The 22,779-nt window shown below is 60.1% G+C and carries 24 protein-coding genes; 13 read left to right on the top strand and 11 right to left on the bottom strand.

Features of this window, described 5'->3' with window-relative positions:
• The first annotated feature begins 17 nt into the window (after positions 1–17).
• From ACP7BX_RS03695 to ACP7BX_RS03705, 3 genes are all read left to right on the top strand, one after another.
• Positions 18–1,442 carry a gamma-aminobutyraldehyde dehydrogenase gene (locus ACP7BX_RS03695; RefSeq protein ID WP_426129866.1) on the top strand — a complete coding sequence of 475 codons (1,425 nt, stop codon included), beginning with the start codon at positions 18–20 and terminating at the stop codon, positions 1,440–1,442.
• A 63-nt stretch (positions 1,443–1,505) separates the two neighbouring features.
• Positions 1,506–3,368, top strand: coding sequence for an NAD(P)-binding protein (locus tag ACP7BX_RS03700; RefSeq protein ID WP_426129868.1), 1,863 nt, complete (start codon positions 1,506–1,508; stop codon positions 3,366–3,368).
• Positions 3,369–3,705: 337 nt separating this feature from the next.
• Complete coding sequence (locus ACP7BX_RS03705) at positions 3,706–5,331, top strand: glucan biosynthesis protein D (RefSeq protein ID WP_033899943.1); 1,626 nt, start codon at positions 3,706–3,708, stop codon at positions 5,329–5,331.
• A gap of 44 nt (positions 5,332–5,375) precedes the next feature.
• On the opposite strand, the gene ACP7BX_RS03710 is transcribed toward ACP7BX_RS03705, so the two are convergent.
• The 4 genes from ACP7BX_RS03710 to ACP7BX_RS03725 all read right to left on the bottom strand — a co-directional run bounded on the left by ACP7BX_RS03710 (position 5,376) and on the right by ACP7BX_RS03725 (position 9,541).
• Positions 5,376–5,561: a hypothetical protein gene (locus tag ACP7BX_RS03710; protein WP_269133043.1), complete on the bottom strand. Its 186-nt coding sequence runs from the start codon at positions 5,559–5,561 to the stop codon at positions 5,376–5,378.
• A 194-nt stretch (positions 5,562–5,755) separates the two neighbouring features.
• On the bottom strand, positions 5,756–6,301 hold the full coding sequence (locus ACP7BX_RS03715; protein WP_426128445.1) for a GNAT family N-acetyltransferase: 546 nt from the start codon (positions 6,299–6,301) through the stop codon (positions 5,756–5,758).
• A gap of 104 nt (positions 6,302–6,405) precedes the next feature.
• Positions 6,406–7,512: an NADH:flavin oxidoreductase/NADH oxidase gene (locus ACP7BX_RS03720; protein WP_033899937.1), complete on the bottom strand. Its 1,107-nt coding sequence runs from the start codon at positions 7,510–7,512 to the stop codon at positions 6,406–6,408.
• 127 nt (positions 7,513–7,639) lie between these two features.
• Positions 7,640–9,541, bottom strand: a complete 1,902-nt coding sequence (locus ACP7BX_RS03725; protein ID WP_033899936.1) for a potassium transporter Kup — start codon at positions 9,539–9,541, stop codon at positions 7,640–7,642.
• A 410-nt stretch (positions 9,542–9,951) separates the two neighbouring features.
• Between ACP7BX_RS03725 and ACP7BX_RS03730 the strand changes: the two genes are divergently transcribed.
• The 7 genes from ACP7BX_RS03730 (at position 9,952) to tsaA (ending at position 14,720) form a co-directional block, all read left to right on the top strand.
• A complete protein-coding gene (locus tag ACP7BX_RS03730; protein WP_177111003.1) occupies positions 9,952–10,275 on the top strand; it encodes a type II toxin-antitoxin system RelE/ParE family toxin in 324 nt (107 codons plus the stop codon).
• Positions 10,272–10,607, top strand: coding sequence for an addiction module antidote protein (locus tag ACP7BX_RS03735; protein WP_426128442.1), 336 nt, complete (start codon positions 10,272–10,274; stop codon positions 10,605–10,607). Before ACP7BX_RS03730 ends, ACP7BX_RS03735 begins: the two co-directional genes overlap by 4 nt.
• 181 nt (positions 10,608–10,788) lie before the next feature.
• On the top strand, positions 10,789–12,129 hold the full coding sequence (rimO, locus tag ACP7BX_RS03740) for a 30S ribosomal protein S12 methylthiotransferase RimO (protein WP_426128440.1): 1,341 nt from the start codon (positions 10,789–10,791) through the stop codon (positions 12,127–12,129).
• Between the two features lie 104 nt (positions 12,130–12,233).
• The gene (locus tag ACP7BX_RS03745) at positions 12,234–12,707 is read left to right on the top strand and encodes a GNAT family N-acetyltransferase (RefSeq protein ID WP_426128438.1); all 474 of its coding nucleotides are present in this window, start codon (positions 12,234–12,236) and stop codon (positions 12,705–12,707) included.
• A gap of 71 nt (positions 12,708–12,778) precedes the next feature.
• Positions 12,779–13,489, top strand: coding sequence for an rRNA pseudouridine synthase (locus tag ACP7BX_RS03750; RefSeq protein ID WP_122724078.1), 711 nt, complete (start codon positions 12,779–12,781; stop codon positions 13,487–13,489).
• A 70-nt stretch (positions 13,490–13,559) separates the two neighbouring features.
• Positions 13,560–14,021, top strand: a complete 462-nt coding sequence (locus ACP7BX_RS03755) for a DUF1456 family protein (RefSeq protein ID WP_032893248.1) — start codon at positions 13,560–13,562, stop codon at positions 14,019–14,021.
• 3 nt (positions 14,022–14,024) lie between these two features.
• Positions 14,025–14,720 carry a tRNA (N6-threonylcarbamoyladenosine(37)-N6)-methyltransferase TrmO gene (tsaA, locus tag ACP7BX_RS03760; protein ID WP_177111001.1) on the top strand — a complete coding sequence of 232 codons (696 nt, stop codon included), beginning with the start codon at positions 14,025–14,027 and terminating at the stop codon, positions 14,718–14,720.
• A 53-nt stretch (positions 14,721–14,773) separates the two neighbouring features.
• Here tsaA and fpr read toward each other — a convergent pair whose 3' ends face one another.
• Positions 14,774–15,553 carry a ferredoxin-NADP reductase gene (gene fpr / locus ACP7BX_RS03765; RefSeq protein WP_003189055.1) on the bottom strand — a complete coding sequence of 260 codons (780 nt, stop codon included), beginning with the start codon at positions 15,551–15,553 and terminating at the stop codon, positions 14,774–14,776.
• A gap of 123 nt (positions 15,554–15,676) precedes the next feature.
• Here fpr and ACP7BX_RS03770 point away from each other — a divergent pair, with 123 nt between their 5' ends.
• Positions 15,677–16,603, top strand: coding sequence for a LysR family transcriptional regulator (locus ACP7BX_RS03770; RefSeq protein ID WP_003189054.1), 927 nt, complete (start codon positions 15,677–15,679; stop codon positions 16,601–16,603).
• Positions 16,604–16,606: 3 nt separating this feature from the next.
• On the opposite strand, the gene ACP7BX_RS03775 is transcribed toward ACP7BX_RS03770, so the two are convergent.
• The 3 genes from ACP7BX_RS03775 to ACP7BX_RS03785 form a co-directional block, all read right to left on the bottom strand.
• The gene (locus ACP7BX_RS03775) at positions 16,607–16,969 is read right to left on the bottom strand and encodes a diacylglycerol kinase (protein WP_003172176.1); all 363 of its coding nucleotides are present in this window, start codon (positions 16,967–16,969) and stop codon (positions 16,607–16,609) included.
• Between the two features lie 75 nt (positions 16,970–17,044).
• Complete coding sequence (gene erdR, locus ACP7BX_RS03780) at positions 17,045–17,695, bottom strand: response regulator transcription factor ErdR (RefSeq protein WP_426128435.1); 651 nt, start codon at positions 17,693–17,695, stop codon at positions 17,045–17,047.
• Positions 17,696–17,834: 139 nt separating this feature from the next.
• Positions 17,835–18,554: a tRNA-uridine aminocarboxypropyltransferase gene (locus tag ACP7BX_RS03785; protein WP_038847867.1), complete on the bottom strand. Its 720-nt coding sequence runs from the start codon at positions 18,552–18,554 to the stop codon at positions 17,835–17,837.
• 179 nt (positions 18,555–18,733) lie between these two features.
• Here ACP7BX_RS03785 and ACP7BX_RS03790 point away from each other — a divergent pair, with 179 nt between their 5' ends.
• Entirely contained in the window at positions 18,734–19,168 is a 435-nt protein-coding gene (locus ACP7BX_RS03790; protein WP_016977934.1) for a PA3611 family quorum-sensing-regulated virulence factor, read from the top strand.
• 274 nt (positions 19,169–19,442) lie between these two features.
• The gene (locus ACP7BX_RS03795) at positions 19,443–20,555 is read left to right on the top strand and encodes a TIGR00730 family Rossman fold protein (protein ID WP_133074478.1); all 1,113 of its coding nucleotides are present in this window, start codon (positions 19,443–19,445) and stop codon (positions 20,553–20,555) included.
• Between the two features lie 63 nt (positions 20,556–20,618).
• Here ACP7BX_RS03795 and recX read toward each other — a convergent pair whose 3' ends face one another.
• From recX to ACP7BX_RS03810, 3 genes are all read right to left on the bottom strand, one after another.
• A complete protein-coding gene (gene recX / locus ACP7BX_RS03800; RefSeq protein ID WP_426128432.1) occupies positions 20,619–21,086 on the bottom strand; it encodes a recombination regulator RecX in 468 nt (155 codons plus the stop codon).
• A 2-nt stretch (positions 21,087–21,088) separates the two neighbouring features.
• Positions 21,089–22,147: a recombinase RecA gene (gene recA, locus ACP7BX_RS03805; RefSeq protein WP_003189042.1), complete on the bottom strand. Its 1,059-nt coding sequence runs from the start codon at positions 22,145–22,147 to the stop codon at positions 21,089–21,091.
• Positions 22,148–22,231: 84 nt separating this feature from the next.
• On the bottom strand, positions 22,232–22,732 hold the full coding sequence (locus ACP7BX_RS03810) for a nicotinamide-nucleotide amidohydrolase family protein (protein ID WP_314525280.1): 501 nt from the start codon (positions 22,730–22,732) through the stop codon (positions 22,232–22,234).
• Between the last annotated feature and the right edge of the window lie 47 nt (positions 22,733–22,779).

Genomic DNA, 22,779 nt, shown 5'->3' on the forward strand with positions numbered 1-22,779 from the left:
TTGAAGAGGACATGGCGATGCAAACCAAACTGCTGATCAATGGCCAACTGGTCGAGGGCGAAGGCCCGGCCCAGGCGGTATTCAACCCGGCGCTCGGCCGCGTGCTGGTGGAAATCAACGAAGCCAGCGAAGCCCAGGTCGACGCCGCCGTGCGCGCAGCCGATGCGGCTTTCGAAAGCTGGTCGCAAACCGCGCCCAAGGACCGTTCGCTGCTGCTTCTGAAACTGGCGGACGTCATCGAAGCCCATGGCGAAGAGCTGGCCAAGCTGGAATCGGACAACTGCGGCAAGCCCTACAGCGCCGCCCTGAACGATGAAATTCCGGCGATTGCCGACGTATTCCGCTTCTTTGCCGGCGCCAGCCGTTGCATGAGCGGCTCGGCCGGCGGTGAATACCTGCCTGGCCATACCTCGATGATCCGCCGCGACCCGGTGGGGGTGATTGCGTCCATCGCACCGTGGAACTACCCGCTGATGATGGTCGCCTGGAAAATCGCCCCGGCCCTGGCCGCCGGTAATACCGTGGTGCTCAAGCCGTCGGAGCAAACCCCGTTGACCGCGCTACGCATGGTCGAACTGGCCGCTGAAATCTTCCCGGCCGGTGTGCTCAACCTGGTGTTCGGCCGTGGGCCAACCGTCGGCAGCCCGCTGGTGAACCACCCGAAAGTGCGCATGGTGTCGCTGACCGGCTCCATCGCCACGGGCGCAAACATCATCTCCAGCACCGCCGACAGCGTGAAGCGCATGCACATGGAGTTGGGTGGCAAGGCGCCAGTGATCATCTTCAACGACGCGGACATCGACGCCGCCGTGGACGGTATTCGTACCTTTGGTTTCTACAACGCCGGTCAGGATTGCACGGCGGCCTGCCGGATTTATGCGCAGGCGGATATCTACGATGCGTTTGTCGAGAAGCTCGGCGCGGCGGTCGCCAGCATCCAGTATGGCTTGCAGGATGACCCGGCCACCGAGCTGGGCCCATTGATTACCGCGCAGCATCGCGACCGTGTCGCCGGGTTTGTCGAACGCGCCGTGGCGCAGTCGCACATTCGCCTGGTCACCGGTGGCAAGGCCGTGGAAGGCAATGGTTTCTTCTTCGAACCGACGGTATTGGCCGACGCACAGCAGGACGACGAAATCGTGCGCCGAGAGGTGTTCGGGCCAGTGGTGTCGGTGACCAAGTTCACTGATGAAGCACAGGTACTGGGCTGGGCCAATGATTCGGACTACGGCCTGGCGTCATCCGTGTGGACCGCCGATGTAGGACGCGCCCACCGCTTGGCCGCACGCCTGCAGTACGGCTGCACCTGGGTGAACACCCACTTCATGCTCGTCAGCGAAATGCCCCACGGCGGCCAGAAACTGTCCGGGTATGGCAAGGACATGTCCATGTACGGGCTGGAGGACTACACCACCGTGCGCCATGTGATGTTCAAGCACTGACGATTTAACCCGGCATCCTCCCTGGATGCCGGGAACCTATAACAATAATTTTCAGGATCCCCCATGGATATCACCCGCCGCGACTTCCTCAACGGCGTCGCTGTCACCATTGCCGCCGGCATGACCCCGCTGCAAATCCTGCAAGCCGCTCCCGATGGCCGTTACTACCCACCCGCCCTCACCGGCCTGCGCGGCAGCCATGCCGGCTCGTTCGAAGTGGCGCACCAGATGGGCTGGGAAAAGAAGGTGTTCAACACCGACGCACTGCCGATCACCGAGGACTATGACCTGGTGGTCGTGGGCGGCGGCTTGAGTGGTTTGTCAGCGGCGTGGTTCTACCGCGAGAAGCACCCCAAGGCGAAGATCCTGATCCTGGAAAACCACGACGACTTCGGCGGTCACGCCAAGCGCAACGAATTCCAGGCCGGTGGCCGCATGATCATCGGCTACGGCGGCAGCGAGGCGTTCCAGTCGCCCAACCACCTGTACAGCCAGGAAGTGAACGGGTTGTTGAAAAAGCTCGGGGTGAATATCAAGCGCTTCGAAACCGCCTTCGACCGCCAGTTCTACCCAGGCCTTGGGCTGTCGCGCGGGGTGTTTTTCGACAAGGAAAACTTCGGCGAAGACAAACTGGTGACCGGCGACCCGACGCCAATGGTGGCCGACGATATTGCACCCGACCAGTTGAATGCCCGAGCCATCAGCGACTTCATCAATGACTTCCCCTTGCCAGCGGCCGACCGCCAGGCCCTGATCGAACTGCACACCGCGCCCAAGGATTACCTGCCGGGCAAGACGGCCGAAGAAAAGGCCGACACCCTGGCAACCACCAGCTACCGCGATTTCCTGCTCAAGAACGTAGGATTATCCGAAGGCGCAGTGAAGTACTTCCAGAGTCGCACCAATGACTTCATGGCGTTGAGCATCGATGCCGTCGCTGCTGCTGACGCTTATAGCGTGGGTTTCCCAGGCTTTGCCGGGATGAACCTGGCGCCGATCAGCGAAGAAGCGGCAGCGGAAATGGAAGAGCCCTACATCTACCACTTCCCAGATGGCAATGCGTCGGTGGCGCGGTTGCTGGTGCGCAGCCTGATTCCGGGCGTGGCGCCAGGACACACCATGGACGATATCGTGCTGGCGGCGTTTGACTACGCCAAGCTCGACCAGCCCAAGGCGGCCGTGCGCTTGCGCTTGAACAGCACGGCAGTCAGCGTGCGTAACGTCGGCAGCAGCGTGCATATCGGCTACAGCCGTGGCGGACAACTCGCACAGGTGCGCGGCAAACGCTGCATCCTGGCCTGCTACAACATGATGATTCCGTATCTGCTGAAAGACCTGCCGGCAACCCAAGCCCAAGCCCTGAGCCAGAACGTGAAGTACCCGCTGGTGTACACCAAGGTGGTGATCCGCAATTGGCAGTCGTTCCAGAAGTTGGGCGTGCATGAAATCTACGCGGCGACCCAGCCCTACAGCCGCATCAAGCTGGATTACCCGGTGAGCATGGGCGGCTACGACCACCCGCGCGACCCGACGCAGCCGATCGGCTTGCACATGGTCTACGTACCCACCAGCCCCAACAGCGGCATGAACGCCCGCGACCAGGCCCGCGCCGGACGCGGCAAACTCTATGGGCAGACGTTCGAACAGCTGGAAGCGCAGTTGCGTGACCAGTTGCAACGCATGCTAGGGCCGGGTGGGTTCAACCATGAGACCGACATTCTGGCGATCACTGTCAACCGCTGGTCACACGGTTATGCGAGTTTCTCCAACAGCTTGTTCGACGATGCGGACCAGAGCGAGGCGTGGATGAACCTGGCGAAAAAGCCGGTAGGGCATGTGAGCATCGCCAACTCGGACGCGGCGTGGAGTGCGTATGCGCATGCGGCGATTGATGAGGCTTACCGAGCAGTCGGCGAAGTGAGCTGAAATACAGTCTAAATGTGGGAGCGGGCTTGCTCGCGAAGACGGTGGATCAGTGAAAGATGTATCAGCTGACACACCGCATTCGCGAGCAAGCCCGCTCCCACATTTGATCGTCATAAGGTTCAAGGAAAGTGTTCGGCCACAGCGCTGGAAATGTCTTGTCGCACATGCAACGCCATCATCCCGCTATCAATCAATTTTCCTACGTCATCGAACCGCTTAAGCTATCCGGCGTCTGTTTAATGTCCGTTGCGTTTGGTCGAAGGCATGTCCGAACCGTAATTTCTGATCCGCTACGTGCCAGGAACGGCGCGGGATTTGCTCACGACAGGTTGTCTCTATGCACCGCAGGAATTTGCTCAAAGCGTCCATGGCCATTGCGGCTTACACGGGTTTGTCGGCCAGCGGCCTGCTTGCCGCCCAGGCCTGGGCCGGGAACCGTGCCGCCGATGGCAAGGCCGTGGCGTTCGATTTCGACTCGCTCAAGGCCCAGGCCAAACAACTGGCCGGGACCGCTTACAAGGACACCAAACAGGTGCTGCCGCCGACGCTGGCGACCATGACCCCGCAGAATTTCAACGCCATCGGCTACGACGGCAACCATTCGCTGTGGAAGGAGTTGAACGGCCAACTGGACGTGCAGTTCTTCCACGTCGGCATGGGCTTCAAGACGCCAGTGCGCATGCACAGTGTCGACCCCAAGACCCGCGAAGCGCGTGAAGTGCATTTCCGCCCGTCACTGTTCAACTATGAGAAAACCACGGTCGATACCAAGCAGTTGACCGGCGACTTGGGTTTCTCGGGCTTCAAGCTGTTCAAGGCGCCGGAGCTGGACCGCCATGACGTGCTGTCGTTTCTCGGCGCCAGCTACTTCCGCGCGGTGGACAACACCGGGCAGTACGGTCTTTCGGCCCGTGGCCTGGCCATCGACACCTACGCGAAAAAGCGCGAGGAATTCCCCGACTTCACGCAGTTCTGGTTCGAGACCCCGGACAAGAACGCCACCCGCTTTGTGGTCTACGCCCTGCTCGACTCCCCGAGCGCCACGGGCGCCTATCGCTTCGATATCGACTGCCAGGCCAACCAGGTGGTGATGGCGATCGACGCACACATCAATGCACGTACCACCATCGAACAACTGGGCATCGCACCGATGACCAGCATGTTCAGCTGCGGCACCCACGAACGGCGCATGTGCGACACCATCCACCCGCAGATCCACGATTCGGACCGCCTGGCCATGTGGCGCGGCAACGGCGAGTGGATCTGCCGCCCGCTGAACAACCCGGCCAAGCTGCAATTCAACGCCTTTGCCGACAAAGACCCGAAAGGCTTCGGCCTGGTGCAGACCGACCATGAGTTCGCCAGTTACCAGGATACGGTGGACTGGTACAGCAAGCGCCCAAGCCTGTGGGTCGAACCGACCACTGCGTGGGGCGAAGGCTCCATCGACCTGCTGGAAATTCCTACCACCGGCGAGACCCTGGATAACATCGTGGCCTTCTGGACCCCGAAAAAACCCGTGGCAGCCGGCGACTCGCTCAACTATGGCTACAAGCTGTACTGGAGCGCCCTGCCACCGGTGAGTACGCCGCTGGCACAAGTCGACGCGACCCGCTCAGGCATGGGTGGCTTTACCGAAGGTTGGGCACCGGGCGAGCACTACCCACCCGTGTGGGCACGCCGTTTTGCCGTGGACTTCAAGGGCGGCGGCCTGGATCGCCTGCCACCGGGCACCGGGATCGAGCCGGTGGTGACCTGCTCCCATGGCGAAGTGAAAGACTTCAGCGTGCTGGTGCTGGATAACATCAAGGGCTACCGCATCCTGTTTGACTGGTACCCGACCAGCGACAGCGTGGAGCCGGTGGAATTGCGCCTGTTCATTCGCACCCAGGACCGCACCTTGAGTGAAACCTGGTTGTACCAGTACTTCCCGCCGGCTCCGGACCAGCGTAAGTACACCTGATTGACCGCGTTCCCACGCGTGCGTGGGAACGCTCCTGCTGCGGCTCAGAACCGCGACACACTTTTCATCGCCCCAATCAAATAGCGCATCGCCACCTGATCGTTTTCGGTCAGGGCGCGATATTGCGCCAGCAGTTCAGCTTCATCCGAACTCAGCCTTCGACCACGCAAAGACACCCTGCGGGCCAGAAATGACGCCACCACCCCCGCTACACCATAGGACTTGGCCATGGACTGCTTCTCCTGATATCCATCAAATACTCCCGTTGCCCATAACCGCCTCCCATGAAGCGCAATGCCTCAGTGAGCAAACCAACTGACTTCCTGGGCCAGAAATCAGACTTACCCTAAGCGTAGAAACCTTCTTGCCGAGCGTGCGACTTTTTTAGAGTAATCACTTAAATATTTGCTTCGGTAACAAAGACCTACAGCCCTTTCTCACCTAACGGTCGGTAGAGATGAATGTCATGGGGCTCTTGTGCAAACAGTTCTGGATCAGGTTGCTGCAGTAACAGGCAGCCTTGGCGTAGGTAAAAGTCCACGGTATTGCGCGATTCCGTGGCCGAGATATACAACGCCTCCGCGCCGGTTTGACGGCCGTGCTCACAGGCCAGCGCGAACAGACGCCCTCCCAGCCCCAAGCCGCGTGCCGCGTGGCTGACGTGCAGGAACTTCAGTTGGCGCATGCGCAGCTGCGGGTTATGGAGGGTGCGATTGTCCACCACCGCCGCCGCGACCAACGCGGGACCGTCGAATACACCCAGCAACCACCCGCCGCGTTTCAGGCAGGCATGCAGCGCCACGGCGTCCTGTTCAGCTTCACCTTCCGGCCAACCGCGCATGTCGTGGCAAGCGGCGTACAACACCAACTGACCACCGTCCACGCGATAGCATTGGTGGATCAGCTCCGTGCGGTCGATGGTTGCCAGCAACGGGATGTCACTTTCAGTTAACGCGCGTTCCACCAGCATGATGGCCTCCTGCTTTTAGGCGACCAAGGATCAGGCTTGTATTAACAACGAGCAAGAAAAAACCCACCGGGTCAGGGTGGGCTTGGTGGGCACATCAGGCAGGTTCAGTCACGCAGGTCCGATTCATGAATCGGCTGATCCCGGTGCGTAGCGCGCTGGTACTGCGCCGGCCAGATAGCCTTGCGTCCGCCCAGGTCATCGTCGGCATGCAGCGGCCAGTACGGATCACGCAACAGTTCTCGGGCCAGGAAGATGATATCGGCCTGGCAGGTACGCAGGATGTGCTCGGCCTGGGCCGGCTCGGTGATCATGCCAACGGTGCCGGTGGCCATGCCCGACTCTTTGCGCACGCGCTCGGCGAAACGGGTCTGGTAACCGGGGCCGGTGGGGATCTCGGCGTTGGCGGCGGTGCCACCGGAGGAGACGTCGATCAGGTCCACCCCCAAGTCCTTCAGGCGACGCGCCAGCTCCACGGTTTCATCGGGGTTCCAGCCGTCTTCCACCCAATCGGTGGCCGACACCCGCACAAACAGCGGCAGCTCCTGGGGCCAGACTTCACGCACGGCCTGGGTCACTTGCAGCACCAGGCGGATGCGGTTTTCGAACGAGCCGCCGTACTGGTCCTGACGCTGGTTGCTGATAGGTGAGAGAAATTGATGCAACAGGTAACCATGGGCCGCGTGGATTTCCACCACTTCGAAGCCTGCGGTCAACGCGCGCTTGGCGGCGGCGACAAAATCGGCGATCACTTGCTGGATCTGGCCCTCGTCCAATGGCTTGGGCTGGGTGTGCTGAGGGTCGAAGGCAATCGGCGATGGTCCTACCGGCGTCCAGCCGCCATCCTCCGGTTTGACGCTGCCGTGCTTGCCGATCCAAGGCCGATGAGTGCTGGCCTTGCGCCCGGCATGGGCCAACTGAATGCCGGCCACCGCGCCTTGGGCCGCAATGAAACGTGTGATGCGTTGCAGCGGTTCGATTTGTGCGTCATTCCACAAGCCCAGGTCCTGGGCGGTGATGCGGCCATCGGCAGTCACCGCGGTGGCTTCAGTGAAAATCAACCCGGCGCCGCCGACGGCACGGCTGCCGAGGTGTACCAGGTGCCAGTCATTAGCCAGGCCATCGACGCTTGAGTATTGGCACATGGGCGACACGGCGATGCGGTTGAGCAGGGTCAATTGACGGAGGGTATAAGGTTCGAGCAGCTGACTCATGGCGCACCTCTTCTGGGTTCTGTGGGCACTATTCAAACAGTGCTTAGAGCCTAGTCGACAACGCTGGATTGCACAGGGTTCAGAACGAAAAGCGGGAGCCGATTGCCGGCCCCCGTGTTGCAACAGCTTACATTTCGACCTGGGTGCCCAGCTCGATCACCCGGTTTACCGGGAGTTTGAAGAAGCGCAGGTTGCCGTTGGCGTTCTTCAACATAAAGGCGAACAAGGCTTCGCGCCAACGGGCCATACCCTTGATCCGCGAGGCGATGACCGTTTCGCGGCTGAGGAAGTAGGTGGTGCGCATCGGGCTGAAGTCCAGATCATCCAGGTGACACAACTTCAACGCCTCTGGCACGTCCGGCTCATCGGTGAAACCGAAGTGCAGGATCACGCGGAAGAAACCTTCGCCGTAGGCATCCACCTCGAACCGCCGTGCGGCCGGTACGCGGGGGATGTCCTCGTAGACCACCGTCAGCAGCACCACTTGCTCATGCAGCACCTGGTTATGCAGCAGGTTGTGCAGCAGCGCGTGAGGCACGGCGTCCGGGCGCGCGGTGAGGAACACGGCGGTGCCCTGCACGCGATGAGGCGGCTGCACGCGGATGCTGCTGATGAAGATCGGCAGCGGCAGGCCGCCTTCGTCGAGACGCTCCACCAGCAACTGCTTGCCGCGCTTCCAGGTAGTCATCAACACGAACAGCACGATGCCCGCCAGCACCGGGAAGGCGCCGCCCTGGATGATCTTCGGCACGTTGGCCGCGAAATACAGACCGTCCACCAACAGGCAGCAGACCAGGACCGGCACGGCCAGGATTGGCGGCCATTTCCACAGCAGCAGCATCACTGCCGACACCAGAATGGTGGTCATCAGCATGGTGCCGGTCACTGCCACGCCGTAGGCCGACGCCAAGGCGTTGGACGATTCGAAGCCCAGTACCAGCAGGATCACACCCACCATCAGCGACCAGTTCACCGCGCCGATGTAGATCTGGCCCTGCTCGGCGCTGGAAGTGTGCTGAATGTGCATGCGCGGGATGTAACCCAACTGGATCGCCTGGCGCGTCAACGAGAACGCGCCGGAGATCACCGCCTGGGAAGCGATCACCGTAGCCAGGGTGGACAGCACCACCAGCGGGATCAGCGCCCAGCTCGGCGCCAGCAGGTAGAACGGGTTGCGCGCGGCTTCCGGGTCACCCAGCAGCATGGCGCCCTGGCCGAAATAATTGAGTACCAGCGCCGGCAGCACCAGCATGAACCAGGCGCGAGCGATGGGTTTACGGCCGAAGTGGCCCATGTCGGCATACAGCGCTTCGGCGCCGGTCAGTGCCAGCACTACCGCGCCCAGGATGGCCACGCCAATGCCAGGATGCGCCTCGAAGAAGCGCACCGCCCACATCGGGTTCATCGCACTGAGTACTTCAGGGTGCAGGGTGATGCCATACACACCGAGGCCGCCCAGCACCAGGAACCAGGTCACCATCACTGGCCCGAAGAGCTTGCCGATGTGGTCAGTGCCATGTTTCTGGATCAGGAACAGCGCCACCAGCACCACCAAGGCGATGGGCACGACCCATTTTTCCAGGCCGTCGAAGGCCAGTTCCAGGCCTTCAACCGCAGACAACACGGAAATCGCCGGGGTGATCATGCTGTCGCCGTAGAACAGCGCCGCGCCGCACAGGCCACACACCACCAGGAAACTGCGCAACTTCTTGCGCTCCCCCGCCGCCCGTCGTGCCAGTGCCGTGAGCGCCATGATGCCGCCCTCGCCCTGGTTATCGGCGCGCAGCACGAACAGCATGTACTTGATCGACACCACCCAGATCAGCGACCAGAAGATCAGCGCCAGAATCCCCAGCACGCCGTCATGATTGACCTGAACCCCATAACCGCCGTTGAACACCTCTTTAAGGGTGTAGAGCGGGCTGGTCCCGATATCGCCGTAAACCACCCCGACCGCTGCCACCAGCATGCCAATCGGCTTGGCGTTTGACTGCTCGGCACCTGCTGCCTGATTACTCGCGTGACCCATCAACCACTCCTGCCCTTTGACCTGCGGTCTTTTATTAACAACGCGTCTAAGCTGACCCTAGCATGCGCTGTTTTACTTCTCGTAACAGACGTTTTGTTGACCTTAGGACATTACCTACGCGCAACGGCGCGAAGCATAGCGCAGCACTCGTCGTATTTCCCTGCTCAAGTGATTCGGGTTAGGTTTTCTGATGCCATTAAAAGAGATCCGGGCATTTTGGCGCCTATTTGCCTGCATTGATCACATCACGGCTGGCCGTATATTTTCTCCCGGCTCAATGTTGCTGCCTTAGCGGCACATGCAGGCAGTCCTCGCTGGCTTATCCGATCAATAAACCATGCTCCTGCATGGCCCGCCCAGTCGATATAGAAACTCAATCATCGACTTGTCTCTTTTAAGGTACAGTCCTCATGTACGAAGTGAAACACGTACTCTCCGTCAATGGCGTGGATATCTACCAAGCTTGGCTAGATACCGTGCAAGACACGCGTTCAAAAGCAAGAATCACCACGAGAGTGGACCGAGCGGCGCTTGGACACTTTGGCATTGCCGAGCCGGTGGGTGATGGGGTGTTTGAGATGAAGCTCGACTTCGGTCCCGGGTTTCGCGTGTATTACGCAATCCAGGATCGAAAAATTGTTTTCCTATTGGGCGGTGGCTCAAAGGCCAGACAGCAGAACGACATCGATCAGGCCAAGGCCCTCTGGAAATCTTACAAGGTGCAGCAAAAATGACTATTCGCACTCGTTCTCATGAAGACAGCGTGCTTGAAATGCTTCGAAACGACGAAGCCTTCGCCCTCGAATACCTTTCTGTCGCGCTTGAGGAAATCGATGAGGCAGGAGGGGAGGATGCATTCCTGGTCGCTGTCCGTCGTGTAGCAGAAGCGCGCGGCGGGATGCTCAGCTTGTCGCAGAATACGGGGCTCAATCGAGCAAATCTCTACAGATCCATCGCCGCTGGCGGCGACCCTAAGCTCTCCACCCTTCTGAAAGTGCTTCAGGCGTTAGGTGTAGGCATGTCTAAAGTTGTATCGCACCGCACGGAGCAAGACGTTCGGGCTTAAGAGCGGAGCAGCGGTTGTGGGAATGCGTCCATGCAGCACTCGTCGCATTTCCCTGCATAAAGCTGGTCAAGTGCGTTGCCCGTCGCTAGAATTGCGCACTTTTTGATCAGAGGCGCACCAAGCGCCCGTCCGCAGCCTTGTCGTGCCCGACTGGCGGCGTCATTCAATACCGAGGTTAGACATGTCCACCACCATCGCAAAAGCCAACCCCAAGGTTGGCTTTGTTTCCCTGGGTTGCCCGAAGGCGCTTGTCGACTCCGAGCGCATCCTTACGCAACTGCGTATGGAAGGCTACGACGTTGTGTCCACTTACCAGGACGCTGACGTGGTGGTGGTCAACACCTGTGGCTTCATCGATTCGGCCAAGGCGGAATCCCTGGAAGTGATCGGCGAAGCGATCAAGGAAAACGGCAAGGTCATCGTGACCGGCTGCATGGGCGTGGAAGAAGGCAATATCCGCAACGTGCACCCGAGCGTGCTGGCGGTGACCGGTCCGCAGCAGTACGAGCAGGTGGTCAACGCCGTGCACGAAGTGGTGCCACCGCGCCAGGACCACAACCCGCTGATCGACCTGGTGCCGCCGCAAGGCATCAAGCTGACCCCGCGCCACTACGCGTATCTGAAGATTTCCGAAGGCTGCAACCACAGCTGCAGCTTCTGCATCATCCCGTCGATGCGCGGTAAGTTGGTCAGCCGTCCGGTTGGTGATGTACTCGACGAGGCTCAGCGCCTGGTCAAATCCGGCGTGAAAGAGCTGTTGGTGATCTCCCAGGACACCAGCGCCTACGGCGTCGATGTGAAATACCGCACCGGCTTCTGGAACGGCGCGCCGGTGAAAACCCGCATGACCGAACTGTGCGAAGCCCTCAGCAGCCTGGGCGTGTGGGTGCGTCTGCACTACGTCTACCCGTACCCGCACGTGGACGAGCTGATCCCGCTGATGGCCGCCGGCAAGATCCTGCCGTACCTGGACATCCCGTTCCAGCACGCCAGCCCCAAAGTGCTCAAGGCCATGAAGCGCCCGGCGTTCGAAGACAAGACCCTGGCGCGCATCAAGAACTGGCGCGAGATTTGCCCCGAGCTGATCATCCGTTCGACCTTCATCGTCGGCTTCCCCGGCGAAACCGAAGAAGACTTCCAGTACCTCCTGGACTGGCTGACCGACGCCCAACTGGACCGCGTCGGCTGCTTCCAGTACTCGCCGGTGGAAGGCGCCCCAGCCAACCTGCTGGACCTGGCCGTAGTGCCGGACGACGTCAAGCAGGACCGTTGGGAGCGTTTCATGGCGCACCAGCAGGCCATCAGCTCGGCGCGCCTGCAACTGCGCATCGGCAAGGAAATCGAAGTGCTGATCGACGAAGTCGACGAGCAAGGCGCAGTCGGCCGTTGCTTCTTCGATGCGCCGGAAATCGACGGTAACGTGTTTATCGACGATGCCAGCGGGTTGAAGCCGGGCGACAAGGTCTGGTGCACCGTGACCGATGCCGACGAATACGACTTGTGGGCTGAAAAGCGCGACTAAGCCGTAAATAAACCGAAAAAGCTCCGCCTCTGGACAAGATGCGGGGCTTTTTTAGGTCTATCGTTTTGCCCATCGACGCCAATCATCGGCAAGGGGCAGCGGGCATGCGTCAGCATTCGGTTATCCACACACCTAAAACCAGCGACTACACGCAATTGGCACAAATCTGGGAAGACTCGGTCCGTGCGACCCATGATTTTCTACCGGACAGTTACATCGTATTGCTGAAGAACCTGGTGCTGACGCGTTACTTGGACGCTGTGATGTTGATCTGCACCAAAGACCCGCGTCAGCGTATCACCGGGTTTGCCGGCGTGGCGTCGGGCAAGGTGGAGATGCTGTTCATCGCCCCCAAGCACCGCGGCGAAGGCCTGGGTCGGCAACTGCTGCGCTATGCGATCGAGCACCTGAACGCCGATGAGCTGGACGTCAACGAACAAAACACCCAGGCCTTGGGTTTTTACTTCAAACAGGGTTTCGAAGTGATCGGACGCACGGAGCATGACGGCTTGGGGCAGCCCTATCCGTTGTTGCATATGCGTTTGCGCCAGGTGCAGCATCAAGCCAGTCAGGGCTAAATGAAATGGGGCCGGGATTAACCGCGCCCACACAGGTACAATAGCCGCCCCCTTTTGCTACGGCCCTTGTCATGACTGACCCCATACGCCTCTCCAAACGCCTTATCGAACTGGTCGGTTGCTCCCGTCGGGAGGCTGAGCTGTTCATCGAAGGCGGCTGGGTCTCGGTGGACGGTGAAGTGATCGACGAACCGCAGTTCAAGGTCACCACCCAGAAGGTCGAACTCGACCCGGACGCCAAGGCCACCGCGCCCGAGCCCGTGACCATCCTGCTGCACGCCCCAGCTGGGGTAGATGCCGAAACAGCCATGGCGTCGATCAGCGCCGATACCCTCTCGGAAGAACACCGCTTCGGCAAGCGTCCGCTCAAGGGCCACTTCCTGCGCCTCACCGCCAGCGCCGACCTGCAAGCCAAGGCCAGCGGCCTGCTGGTGTTTACCCAGGACTGGAAGATCCTGCGCAAGTTGACCGCCGATGCCGCCAAGATCGAGCAGGAGTACGTGGTGGAAGTGGAAGGCGACATGGTTGCCCACGGCCTCAATCGCCTGAACCACGGCCTGACCTACAAAGGCAAAGAGCTGCCGGCGGTCAAAGCCAGCTGGCAGAACGAAAACCGCCTGCGTTTTGCGATGAAAAACCCGCAGCCAGGCGTGATCGCGCTGTTCTGTGAAGCGGTTGGCCTCAAAGTCATCGCCATCCGTCGTATCCGCATCGGCGGCGTGTCCATCGGCAAGGTGCCGGTTGGCCAATGGCGTTACCTGTCCGGCAAAGAGAAGTTCTAAGCCGCTACCCTATTTCCCGACACCGCCTCTATTGCGCGGTGTCCTCAGTTGAATACCAGGATTGCCCACCATGATTCACAACGACGTACTGCGCAGCGTGCGCTACATGCTCGACATCAGCGACAACAAGATGGTCGAGATCATCAAGCTCGGCGGCATGGACGTGACCAAGGACGACCTGCTGACCTATCTCAAGAAAGATGAGGAAGAAGGCTTCGTGTTCTGCCCGGATGAAGTCATGGCGCACTTCCTCGACGGCTTGGTGATCTTCAAGCGCGGCAAGGACGAAAGCCGTCCGCCGCAGCCGATCGAGACCCCGGTGACCAACAACATCATCCTCAAGAAGCTGCGCGTGGCCTTCGAGCTGAAAGAAGACGACATGCACGCCATCCTCAAAGCCGCCGAGTTCCCGGTATCCAAGCCTGAGCTGAGCGCACTGTTCCGCAAGTTCGGCCACACCAACTACCGCACCTGCGGCGATCAGTTGCTGCGCAACTTCCTCAAGGGCCTGACCCTGCGGGTGCGTGCTTAAGCCATGAGCTACAACGTCTCGCCCGTCGGCTTCGTGCGCTCCTGTTTCAAGGAGAAGTTCGCCATCCCACGCCAACCGCAACTGGCGCCTGCCGCCCGTGGTGTGCTGGAGTTGGTGGCGCCGTTCGACGGCGGCGAGGCTGTACAAGGCCTGGAGCAGGTCAGCCATGTGTGGCTGTTGTTCCTGTTCCATCAGGCGCTGGAAGACAAGCCACGCCTGAAAGTGCGCCCACCCCGCCTGGGCGGCAACACCTCCATGGGCGTGTTTGCTACCCGTGCAACTCATCGCCCGAATGGCATTGGCCAGTCAGTGGTGAAGTTGGACAAAGTGGAGCCGGGACGGCTGTGGATCTCCGGGATTGATCTGCTCGATGGCACACCGGTGCTGGATATCAAGCCGTATGTGCCGTATGCCGACATACTCGACACGGCGACCAACGACATCGCGAGCGCAGCGCCGCAGCTGATTCCGGTGCAGTGGCTGAAGACCGCCCTGCAACAGGCACAAGGCCATGCGCAGCGCCTGGGCGAGCCACTGGTGGAACTGATTGATCAGTGCCTGGCACAGGATCCACGGCCGGCGTATCAAACGCCGGGACCGGAGCGGGAATATGGCGCGCAGTTCTGGGATGTGGATGTGCGGTGGCACTATCCCGAGGCGGGGGTGATTTGTGTGCTGGAAGTGCTTCCCGCCCACTGAAGAAACCGGAAACAAAATGTGGGAGCCAGCTCCCACATTTTTTTGAGCGGTGTTTACTTCTCGACGAACGCACGCTCGATCAAGTAATCACCCGGCTCACGCATCCGTGGCGAAACTTTCAGGCCGAAGCTGTTCAACACTTCGCTGGTTTCGTCCAGCATGCTTGGGCTGCCGCACAGCATGGCGCGGTCGTCCTCGGGGTTGATCGGTGGCAGGCCGATGTCGCTGAACAGCTTGCCGCTGCGCATCAGGTCGGTCAGGCGGCCTTCGTTTTCGAACGGCTCGCGGGTCACGGTCGGGTAGTAGATCAACTTGTCACGCAGGGCCTCGCCGAAGAATTCGTTCTGCGGCAGGTGCTCGGTGATGAATTCGCGGTAAGCGACTTCGTTGACGTAACGTACGCCGTGGCACAGGATCACCTTTTCAAAGCGCTCGTAGGTCTCCGGGTCCTGGATCACGCTCATGAACGGCGCCAGGCCAGTACCGGTGCTGAGCAGGTACAGGTGTTTGCCCGGCTTCAAATCGTCAAGCACCAGGGTGCCCGTCGGTTTTTTGCTGATGATGATCTCGTCGCCTTCCTTCAAGTGCTGCAATTGGGAAGTCAGCGGGCCATCCGGCACCTTGATGCTGAAGAACTCCAGATGCTCTTCCCAGTTCGGGCTGGCAATGGAGTAAGCGCGCATGAGCGGGCGGCCGTTGGGCTGTTGCAGGCCGATCATCACGAACTGACCGTTCTCGAAGCGCAGGCCCGGATCGCGGGTGCACTTGAAGCTGAACAGAGTGTCGTTCCAGTGATGAACACTGAGGACACGCTCGTGGTTCATGTTGCTCATGTACGGGGGACTCCTGGAAATGGGTCTGCGCCAAATGTAGTTGCGCAATTGCACAGCATTCTAATGGCGGCGACAATATCTGTTAACTGGATTATTAAGATAAGGGTTATCGGTTATATCGATATGCGATTTACTCTCCGTCAACTGCAAGTCTTCGTCGCCGTCGCCCAGCAGGAAAGCGTCTCGCGCGCTGCTGGCCTTCTGGCATTATCTCAATCCGCCGCCAGCACCTCGATCACCGAGCTGGAGCGCCAATCCAGCTGCCAATTATTCGACCGCGCGGGCAAACGCCTGAGCCTCAACGCCCTCGGTCATCAGCTATTGCCCCAGGCAGTGGCGCTGTTGGACCAGGCCAAGGAGATCGAGGACCTGCTTAACGGCAAGTCCGGCTTCGGTTCCCTGGCGGTCGGCGCCACCCTCACCATCGGCAATTACCTGGCCACGTTGCTGATCGGCAGCTTCATGCAGCAACACCCCGAGAGCCAGGTGAAACTGCATGTGCAGAACACTGCGCATATCGTGCATCAGGTGGCGCACTACGAAATTGACCTGGGTCTAATCGAAGGCGACTGCAGCCACCCGGATATCGAGGTGCAAACCTGGGTGGAGGATGAACTGGTGGTGTTCTGCGCGCCGCAACATCATTTAGCCAAGCGCGGCGTGGCAACCATGGACGAGTTGACCCATGAGGCGTGGATCCTGCGGGAACAAGGCTCAGGCACACGCCTGACCTTTGACCAAGCCATGCGCCATCACCGTAGCGCGCTGAATATTCGCCTGGAGCTGGAACACACTGAGGCGATCAAACGCGCGGTGGAGTCGGGGCTGGGGATTGGCTGTATTTCGCGGCTGGCCCTGCGCGACGCATTCCGGCGTGGCAGCCTGGTACCGGTGGAAACCCCGGACCTGGACCTGGCCCGGCAGTTCTACTTCATCTGGCATAAGCAGAAGTACCAGACCTCGGCGATGCGCGAGTTCCTGGAACTGTGCCGCGCCTTCACCGCCGGGGTTCAGCGCAGCGACGAGATCGTGCTGCCGAGCATTGCCTGAGGGTTAGATCAGGATCACGGCCCAGACCAGGGTGATCATGGTCAGCGCAACGAATTGCGCGGCGCTGCCCATGTCCTTGGCGTTTTTCGACAGCGGGTGGCGGTCAAGGGAGATGCGGTCGATTGCCGCTTCGACTGCCGAGTTGAGCAACTCGACAATCAACGCCAGCAGGCACACGGCGATGAGCAAAGCACGCTCGACCCGGCTCACATTCAGGAAAAAGCTCAATGGGATCAGGATCACGTTGAGCAACACCAACTGACGGAATGCCGCCTCGCCAGTGAAAGCCGCACGCAGGCCATCCAGGGAATACCCCCCCGCATTGAAGATACGTTTGATACCGGTTTGACCCTTGAAAGGCGACATAGACGTAGGCAACTGAACCAAAGAAGTGGGGAAACTAGATCACGCCAAGTCAAAAAAGCGTGAATCGATCACAGCTTAATGCTGCGAAATTGACTCAAGTTGTTGCAAGAGCAGCGCCGCCTGGGTGCGTGTACGCACGCCCAGTTTGCGGAAGATCGCCGTGACGTGGGCCTTGATGGTGGCTTCCGATACGCTCAACTCGTAGGCAATCTGCTTGTTCAACAAGCCTTCGCAGACCATGGTCAGCACCCGGAACTGCTGTGGTGTCAGGCTGGCAAGGCCATCACGGGCGGCCTTGGCTTCGTCGGACACGTTGATTTCTTCGAACGCCTGTGGCGGCCATGACACATCGCCATCCAGCACCGTGCGCACAGATTTCTGGATATCTTCCATCGCGCTGGACTTGGGAATGAAACCGCTGGCGCCAAACTCCTTGGAGCGCACCACCACGTCGGCTTCTTCCTGGGCCGAGACCATCACCACGGGGATCTGCGGGTATTGGCCGCGCAACAGCACCAACCCGGAGAAACCGTAGGCACCGGGCATGTTCAGGTCGAGCAGCACCAGGTCCCAGTCGGACTTTTCGGTGAGACGGGCTTCCAGCTCGGCAATGCTGGCCACTTCAACCAGGCGGACGTCCGGGCCAAGGCCCAAGGTCACGGCCTGGTGCAACGCACTGCGAAACAGCGGGTGGTCATCGGCTATCAGGATTTCGTATGTGGCCATTGATTAAATGATCCTGTTTTTTAGGGGTGCCCTGATCGGCGCCCAGCATGCCCAGCGTAGCCTGGAGGGTCAAGCGCTACGCCCGTGGGCATTTTAGCGGGTTGCGGGGTTGGGGTGCCATCATGCAAACGTCGTCTGGTTATACCGTCGCAATATAGGGAGCAAGGCGCGTATGAACAGTATCCGTCGGATCCAGCGGCATCTGGAACTTGGCGGCCAGGTAATGGGTGCTGAACACATCCAGGTAGGCGTCCAGGACTTCACTGGCCACCAGGTCATCGGCCAGCTCAAGGCATAGAGCAGCGACTTCGGCGGTGCAGAAGTGGTCGTCGCGCTTGGAACGGCGCAGTTTGTAGCGCGACAGCTGCTCGGGCGCCAGGCTGAGCACCGGCAAATGCTCCAGGTACGGGCTTTTGCGGAACATTTTGCGCGCTTCGCTCCAAGTGCCGTCCAGCAGGATGAACAGTGGACGTTTGCCCTCCTCGACCTTCACCTCGCTGACGACGCGCTCCGGTGCGACGAATTCGCCGGGGAACACGATATAGGGCTGCCACTGCGGGTCGGCCAGCAATGTGAGCAGGTCAGGATCGACCTCGGTACGTGACCAGGCGAACGCGGTGGTGTCGTCGATCACATCGGCGATCAGCCAGCCGGTATTGCTCGGTTTCATGGGTTCGACGTCGTGCATCAGCAGGCACATCGCTGAAGTTGCGGCGACGTTGGGCCGCCAGGCACACAGGCAGTACTCAGGAATGACCCGGCAGCCGGGGCAGCGTTCGGCACGCGAACCACGGTTGAGGAACGGCCGGACGGCACGGGCCAGGCGCTGGGTGCGCAGGCGGGAAACGGCGTGGCTCATCGGATGCGCCGGTGGGATGGGTAGATCGACACGGTGAAAACTCGTGGACGGCTGAAGTGGCGGCAGTTTACCAGCGATACGCCTGGCTGTAGTGGCAAGGGCTCACCTATAATTGCGCGCCACTGAACGCACAGCGCAGTGGCTGGTCTATGCACCAGTAACCGAATCAGGAGAGTTTCATGCTGCGTTCCATGCTGCGCCTTGTCGCCCCATCCGTCGCCCTCGCGCTGGTATTGCCCGTGTGCGCCCAGGCGGCCTCGCTGCTGGAGGCCCAAATGAACCGCAAGCTGCAAAGCGTCGCGGCTGAGAGCAACAAGGACCTGCCCCGGGAAATCGACGAAAAGACCCTGGAAGTGGCCTACACCGTTGAAGGCATGCAACTGATCGACCACCTGAGCGTCCTGCCCGACCGCGCCGAACAGATGCGCGCCAACCCCAAGGCGGTGTACTTCCAGCTCGGTCAGAGCGTGTGCCTGAACAAGGGCTACCGCGAGTTGATGGCCAAGGGCGCGGTGATGCGTTACGAAATCACTGAGAACAAGACCAACCGTCCTGTGGCGTCGGTGAAGTTCGTGGAAGCGGATTGCCCGGCTCCGGCAAAAAAGAAAAAGTAACGGCTCGACCTTCGCGTGCTGCCGTCCGGTGGCGCGCACTCCCCCGCGTCAACGCCTTCCGGCCAGCTAGACTCTGAACTGCGCTACCAATAAGTGGTTGCCAGCCAAAGGTTTTCCGGCCCATGATCAAGTCATCCCAACCATTCATCTACAGCGCTTTTCATGCTGTTCTGTAACATTTTCAGGGCAAAAGAAGGTTGCCCCCTGCGGCGAACAGCGACACAAGCAGTGTCGTCGCCTGCGGCGAAGGTGCCCTGCAAGAAGGAGAAGTTGAATGCCTTACGAACCGAATGACCGCCTGCTCCGACATTTTGAACAACACGGCACCGACCTCACCCAGCAGGTCGACGCACAACTCCAGCTGATCGCCCCCAACAGCCCGAATATCCCCCTGTATCGCGACATGATCCTCACCGTGCTGCGCATGGCCCAGGACGACCGCAACCGCTGGAACGCCAAGATCACCCTGCAAGCCATTCGCGAGCTGGACAATGCCTTTCGCGTGCTCGAACAGTTCAAGGGCCGCCGCAAGGTCACGGTGTTCGGCTCGGCTCGCACACCGATAGAAAGCCCGTTGTATGCACTGGCCCGCGAAGTCGGCGCGGCACTGGCACGTTCGGACCTGATGGTGATCACCGGCGGCGGTGGCGGCATCATGGCCGCCGCCCACGAAGGCGCGGGCCTGGAACACAGCCTGGGGTTCAACATCACCCTGCCGTTTGAACAGCATGCCAACCCGACCATCGATGGCACTGAGAACCTGCTGTCCTTCCACTTCTTCTTTACCCGCAAGCTGTTCTTCGTCAAGGAAGCCGATGCCCTGGTGCTGTGCCCAGGCGGTTTCGGCACCCTGGATGAAGCATTGGAAGTGCTGACCCTGATCCAGACAGGCAAGAGTCCGCTGGTGCCAGTGGTGCTGCTGGACGCGCCGGGTGGCGGATTCTGGCAAGGCGCCCTGGACTTTATCCGCAGCCAGTTGGAAGCCAACCGCTACATCCTGCCCACCGACCTCAAGCTGGTACGCCTGGTGTACAGCGCCGAAGAGGCGGTGGAAGAGATCAACCAGTTTTATGCCAACTTCCACTCCACCCGTTGGCTGAAACGCGAGTTTGTGGTGCGCATGAATCACCCGCTCAGTGAACGCGCATTGGCCCATTTGCAAGGCGAGTTCGCCAGCCTGCGACTGAGTGGAGAGTTTCAGCAGCTCGCGTATACCGGCGAGGAACATGATGAACCAAGGTTCAGTCATTTGACGCGGCTGGTGTTCAACTTCAACGGGCGCGATCAGGGCCGGCTGCGGGAGTTGGTGGACTACATCAATTTACCGGAGAACTGGGCACAGGCTCAGGGCAAGGCGCAGCAGCGAGTGGCGCCGGAGCCAGCGTGATTTTTTGAGGGTAAAAAAAAGACCCACTATTTTCATAGTGGGTCTTTTTGTTTGTTCAGAAGATCAATCATCCATGTCACGGCCGCTCAACAAGCGGGTGATCATTTCCATCGAAAACCCGCGATAGCTGAGGAATCGTCCCTGCTTCGCCCGTTCCTTGGCATCAATCGGCAGATGGCCAGAGAACTTGCGCCGCCAGGTGTCTTCCAACTGCGCCTGCCAACTGATTCCGCACTCGCGCAGGGCAAGGTCGATATCAGCGCGTTGCAGGCCACGCTGGCTCAGCTCTTCACGAATACGCGCCGGGCCATAGCCCGAGCGAGCGCGATAGGAAACAAAACTTTCGAGGTATCGGGCTTCGGAAAGCAACCCCTCTTCCGTCAAGCGGTCGAGGGCGGTTTCGATCATCTCGGGCTCTGCGCCGCGCTGACGCAGTTTACGCGTCAGCTCAACTCGACCATGTTCGCGTCGAGCGAGCAGGTCCATTGCAGTGCGCCGAACGGCGACGAGTGTATCCAGTACAACTGTCATCTTTAGATGTCAGTGTCAGCTTCTTCCACTTCTTCAACCGGCTCGCGGTTGGCGGCAGCTTTCACGTCTGGAGCGGCAGTCAGCAGCTTGTCGCGAATCTGCTTTTCAAGCGTGGCAGCGATGTCCGGGTTGTCCGCCAGGAACTTGGCCGAGTTGGCCTTGCCTTGACCGATCTTGCTGCCGTTGTAGGCATACCAGGCACCGGATTTCTCGACGAAACCGTGCAGCACGCCCAGGTCGATCATCTCGCCATTCAGGTAGATACCCTTGCCGTAGAGAATCTGGAACTCGGCCTGACGGAAAGGCGGGGCCACCTTGTTCTTCACGACTTTAACGCGGGTTTCGCTACCGACAACCTCGTCACCTTCTTTCACCGCGCCAGTACGGCGGATGTCCAGACGGACCGAAGCGTAGAACTTCAGCGCGTTACCACCGGTGGTGGTTTCCGGGCTGCCGAACATCACGCCGATCTTCATACGGATCTGGTTGATGAAGATCACCAGGCAGTTGGCGTTCTTGATGTTACCGGTGATTTTACGCAGCGCCTGGGACATCAGACGGGCTTGCAGGCCCACGTGCATGTCACCCATTTCGCCTTCGATTTCAGCCTTGGGCACCAGGGCCGCCACGGAGTCGACCACGATCACGTCGATGGCGTTGGAGCGCACCAGCATGTCGGTGATTTCCAGGGCTTGCTCACCGGTGTCCGGCTGGGAAACCAGCAGGTCGTCAACGTTGACGCCCAGTTTGCCGGCGTATTCAGGGTCCAGGGCGTGCTCGGCGTCGACGAACGCACAGGTGGCGCCCATTTTCTGCGCCTGGGCAATCACCGACAAAGTCAGGGTAGTTTTACCGGAAGATTCAGGACCGTAGATTTCAACGATACGGCCTTTTGGCAGGCCGCCAATGCCGAGCGCGATGTCCAGACCCAGAGAGCCCGTGGAAATAGCCGGGATCGCCTGACGGTCGTGATCGCCCATACGCATTACGGCACCCTTGCCGAATTGACGTTCGATCTGACCCAGGGCCGCAGCCAAGGCTTTCTTCTTGTTGTCGTCCATTAAAGTCCTCACGTAATCAATAAGGCCGGGGCGGCCAACACCTGTATAAGTAGACAGTATTGTTCCACAAAGATCGGAGATCGCCTACCCCTGATTTTCTATTTCTGTTGCAGCTCGTCGCAACAAGCCCTCTAGCGCGGCCTTTACCGTTTGTCGGCGGACCTCGTCGCGGTTGCCGGTGAAGTGCTCAAGCTCGGCCGTGATCTCTTCGCCCACGCCAAACGCCAGCCATACGGTGCCCACCGGTTTGTCTGGCGAACCACCGTCCGGCCCTGCCACGCCACTGACAGCGACAGCAAACCGCGCCAGGCTTTTTTCCTGGGCGCCACGGACCATTGCCTCCACCACTTCCTGGCTGACAGCCCCGACTTTTGCAAACAATGTCTCCGGCACATTCAATTGCCGGGTCTTCTGCCGATTGGAATAGGTGACATAGCCCGCCTCGAACCAGGCTGAGCTGCCCGGAATTCGCGTGATGGCCTCCGCGATACCGCCGCCGGTGCAGGACTCGGCCGTGGTGACATGGGCGTTGAGCACCTGCAGGCGGCGGCCCAGTTCGGCAGCGAGTTGAGTGATTTCCTTCAAGGTCGTCTCCAGTCGTGGGCGGGGGTTCGCCTACCCTACAGGAGACA

Source organism: Pseudomonas sp. DWP3-1-3b3, from assembly GCF_049896305.1.
Classification (GTDB): Bacteria; Pseudomonadota; Gammaproteobacteria; order Pseudomonadales; family Pseudomonadaceae; genus Aquipseudomonas; species Aquipseudomonas azotoformans_A.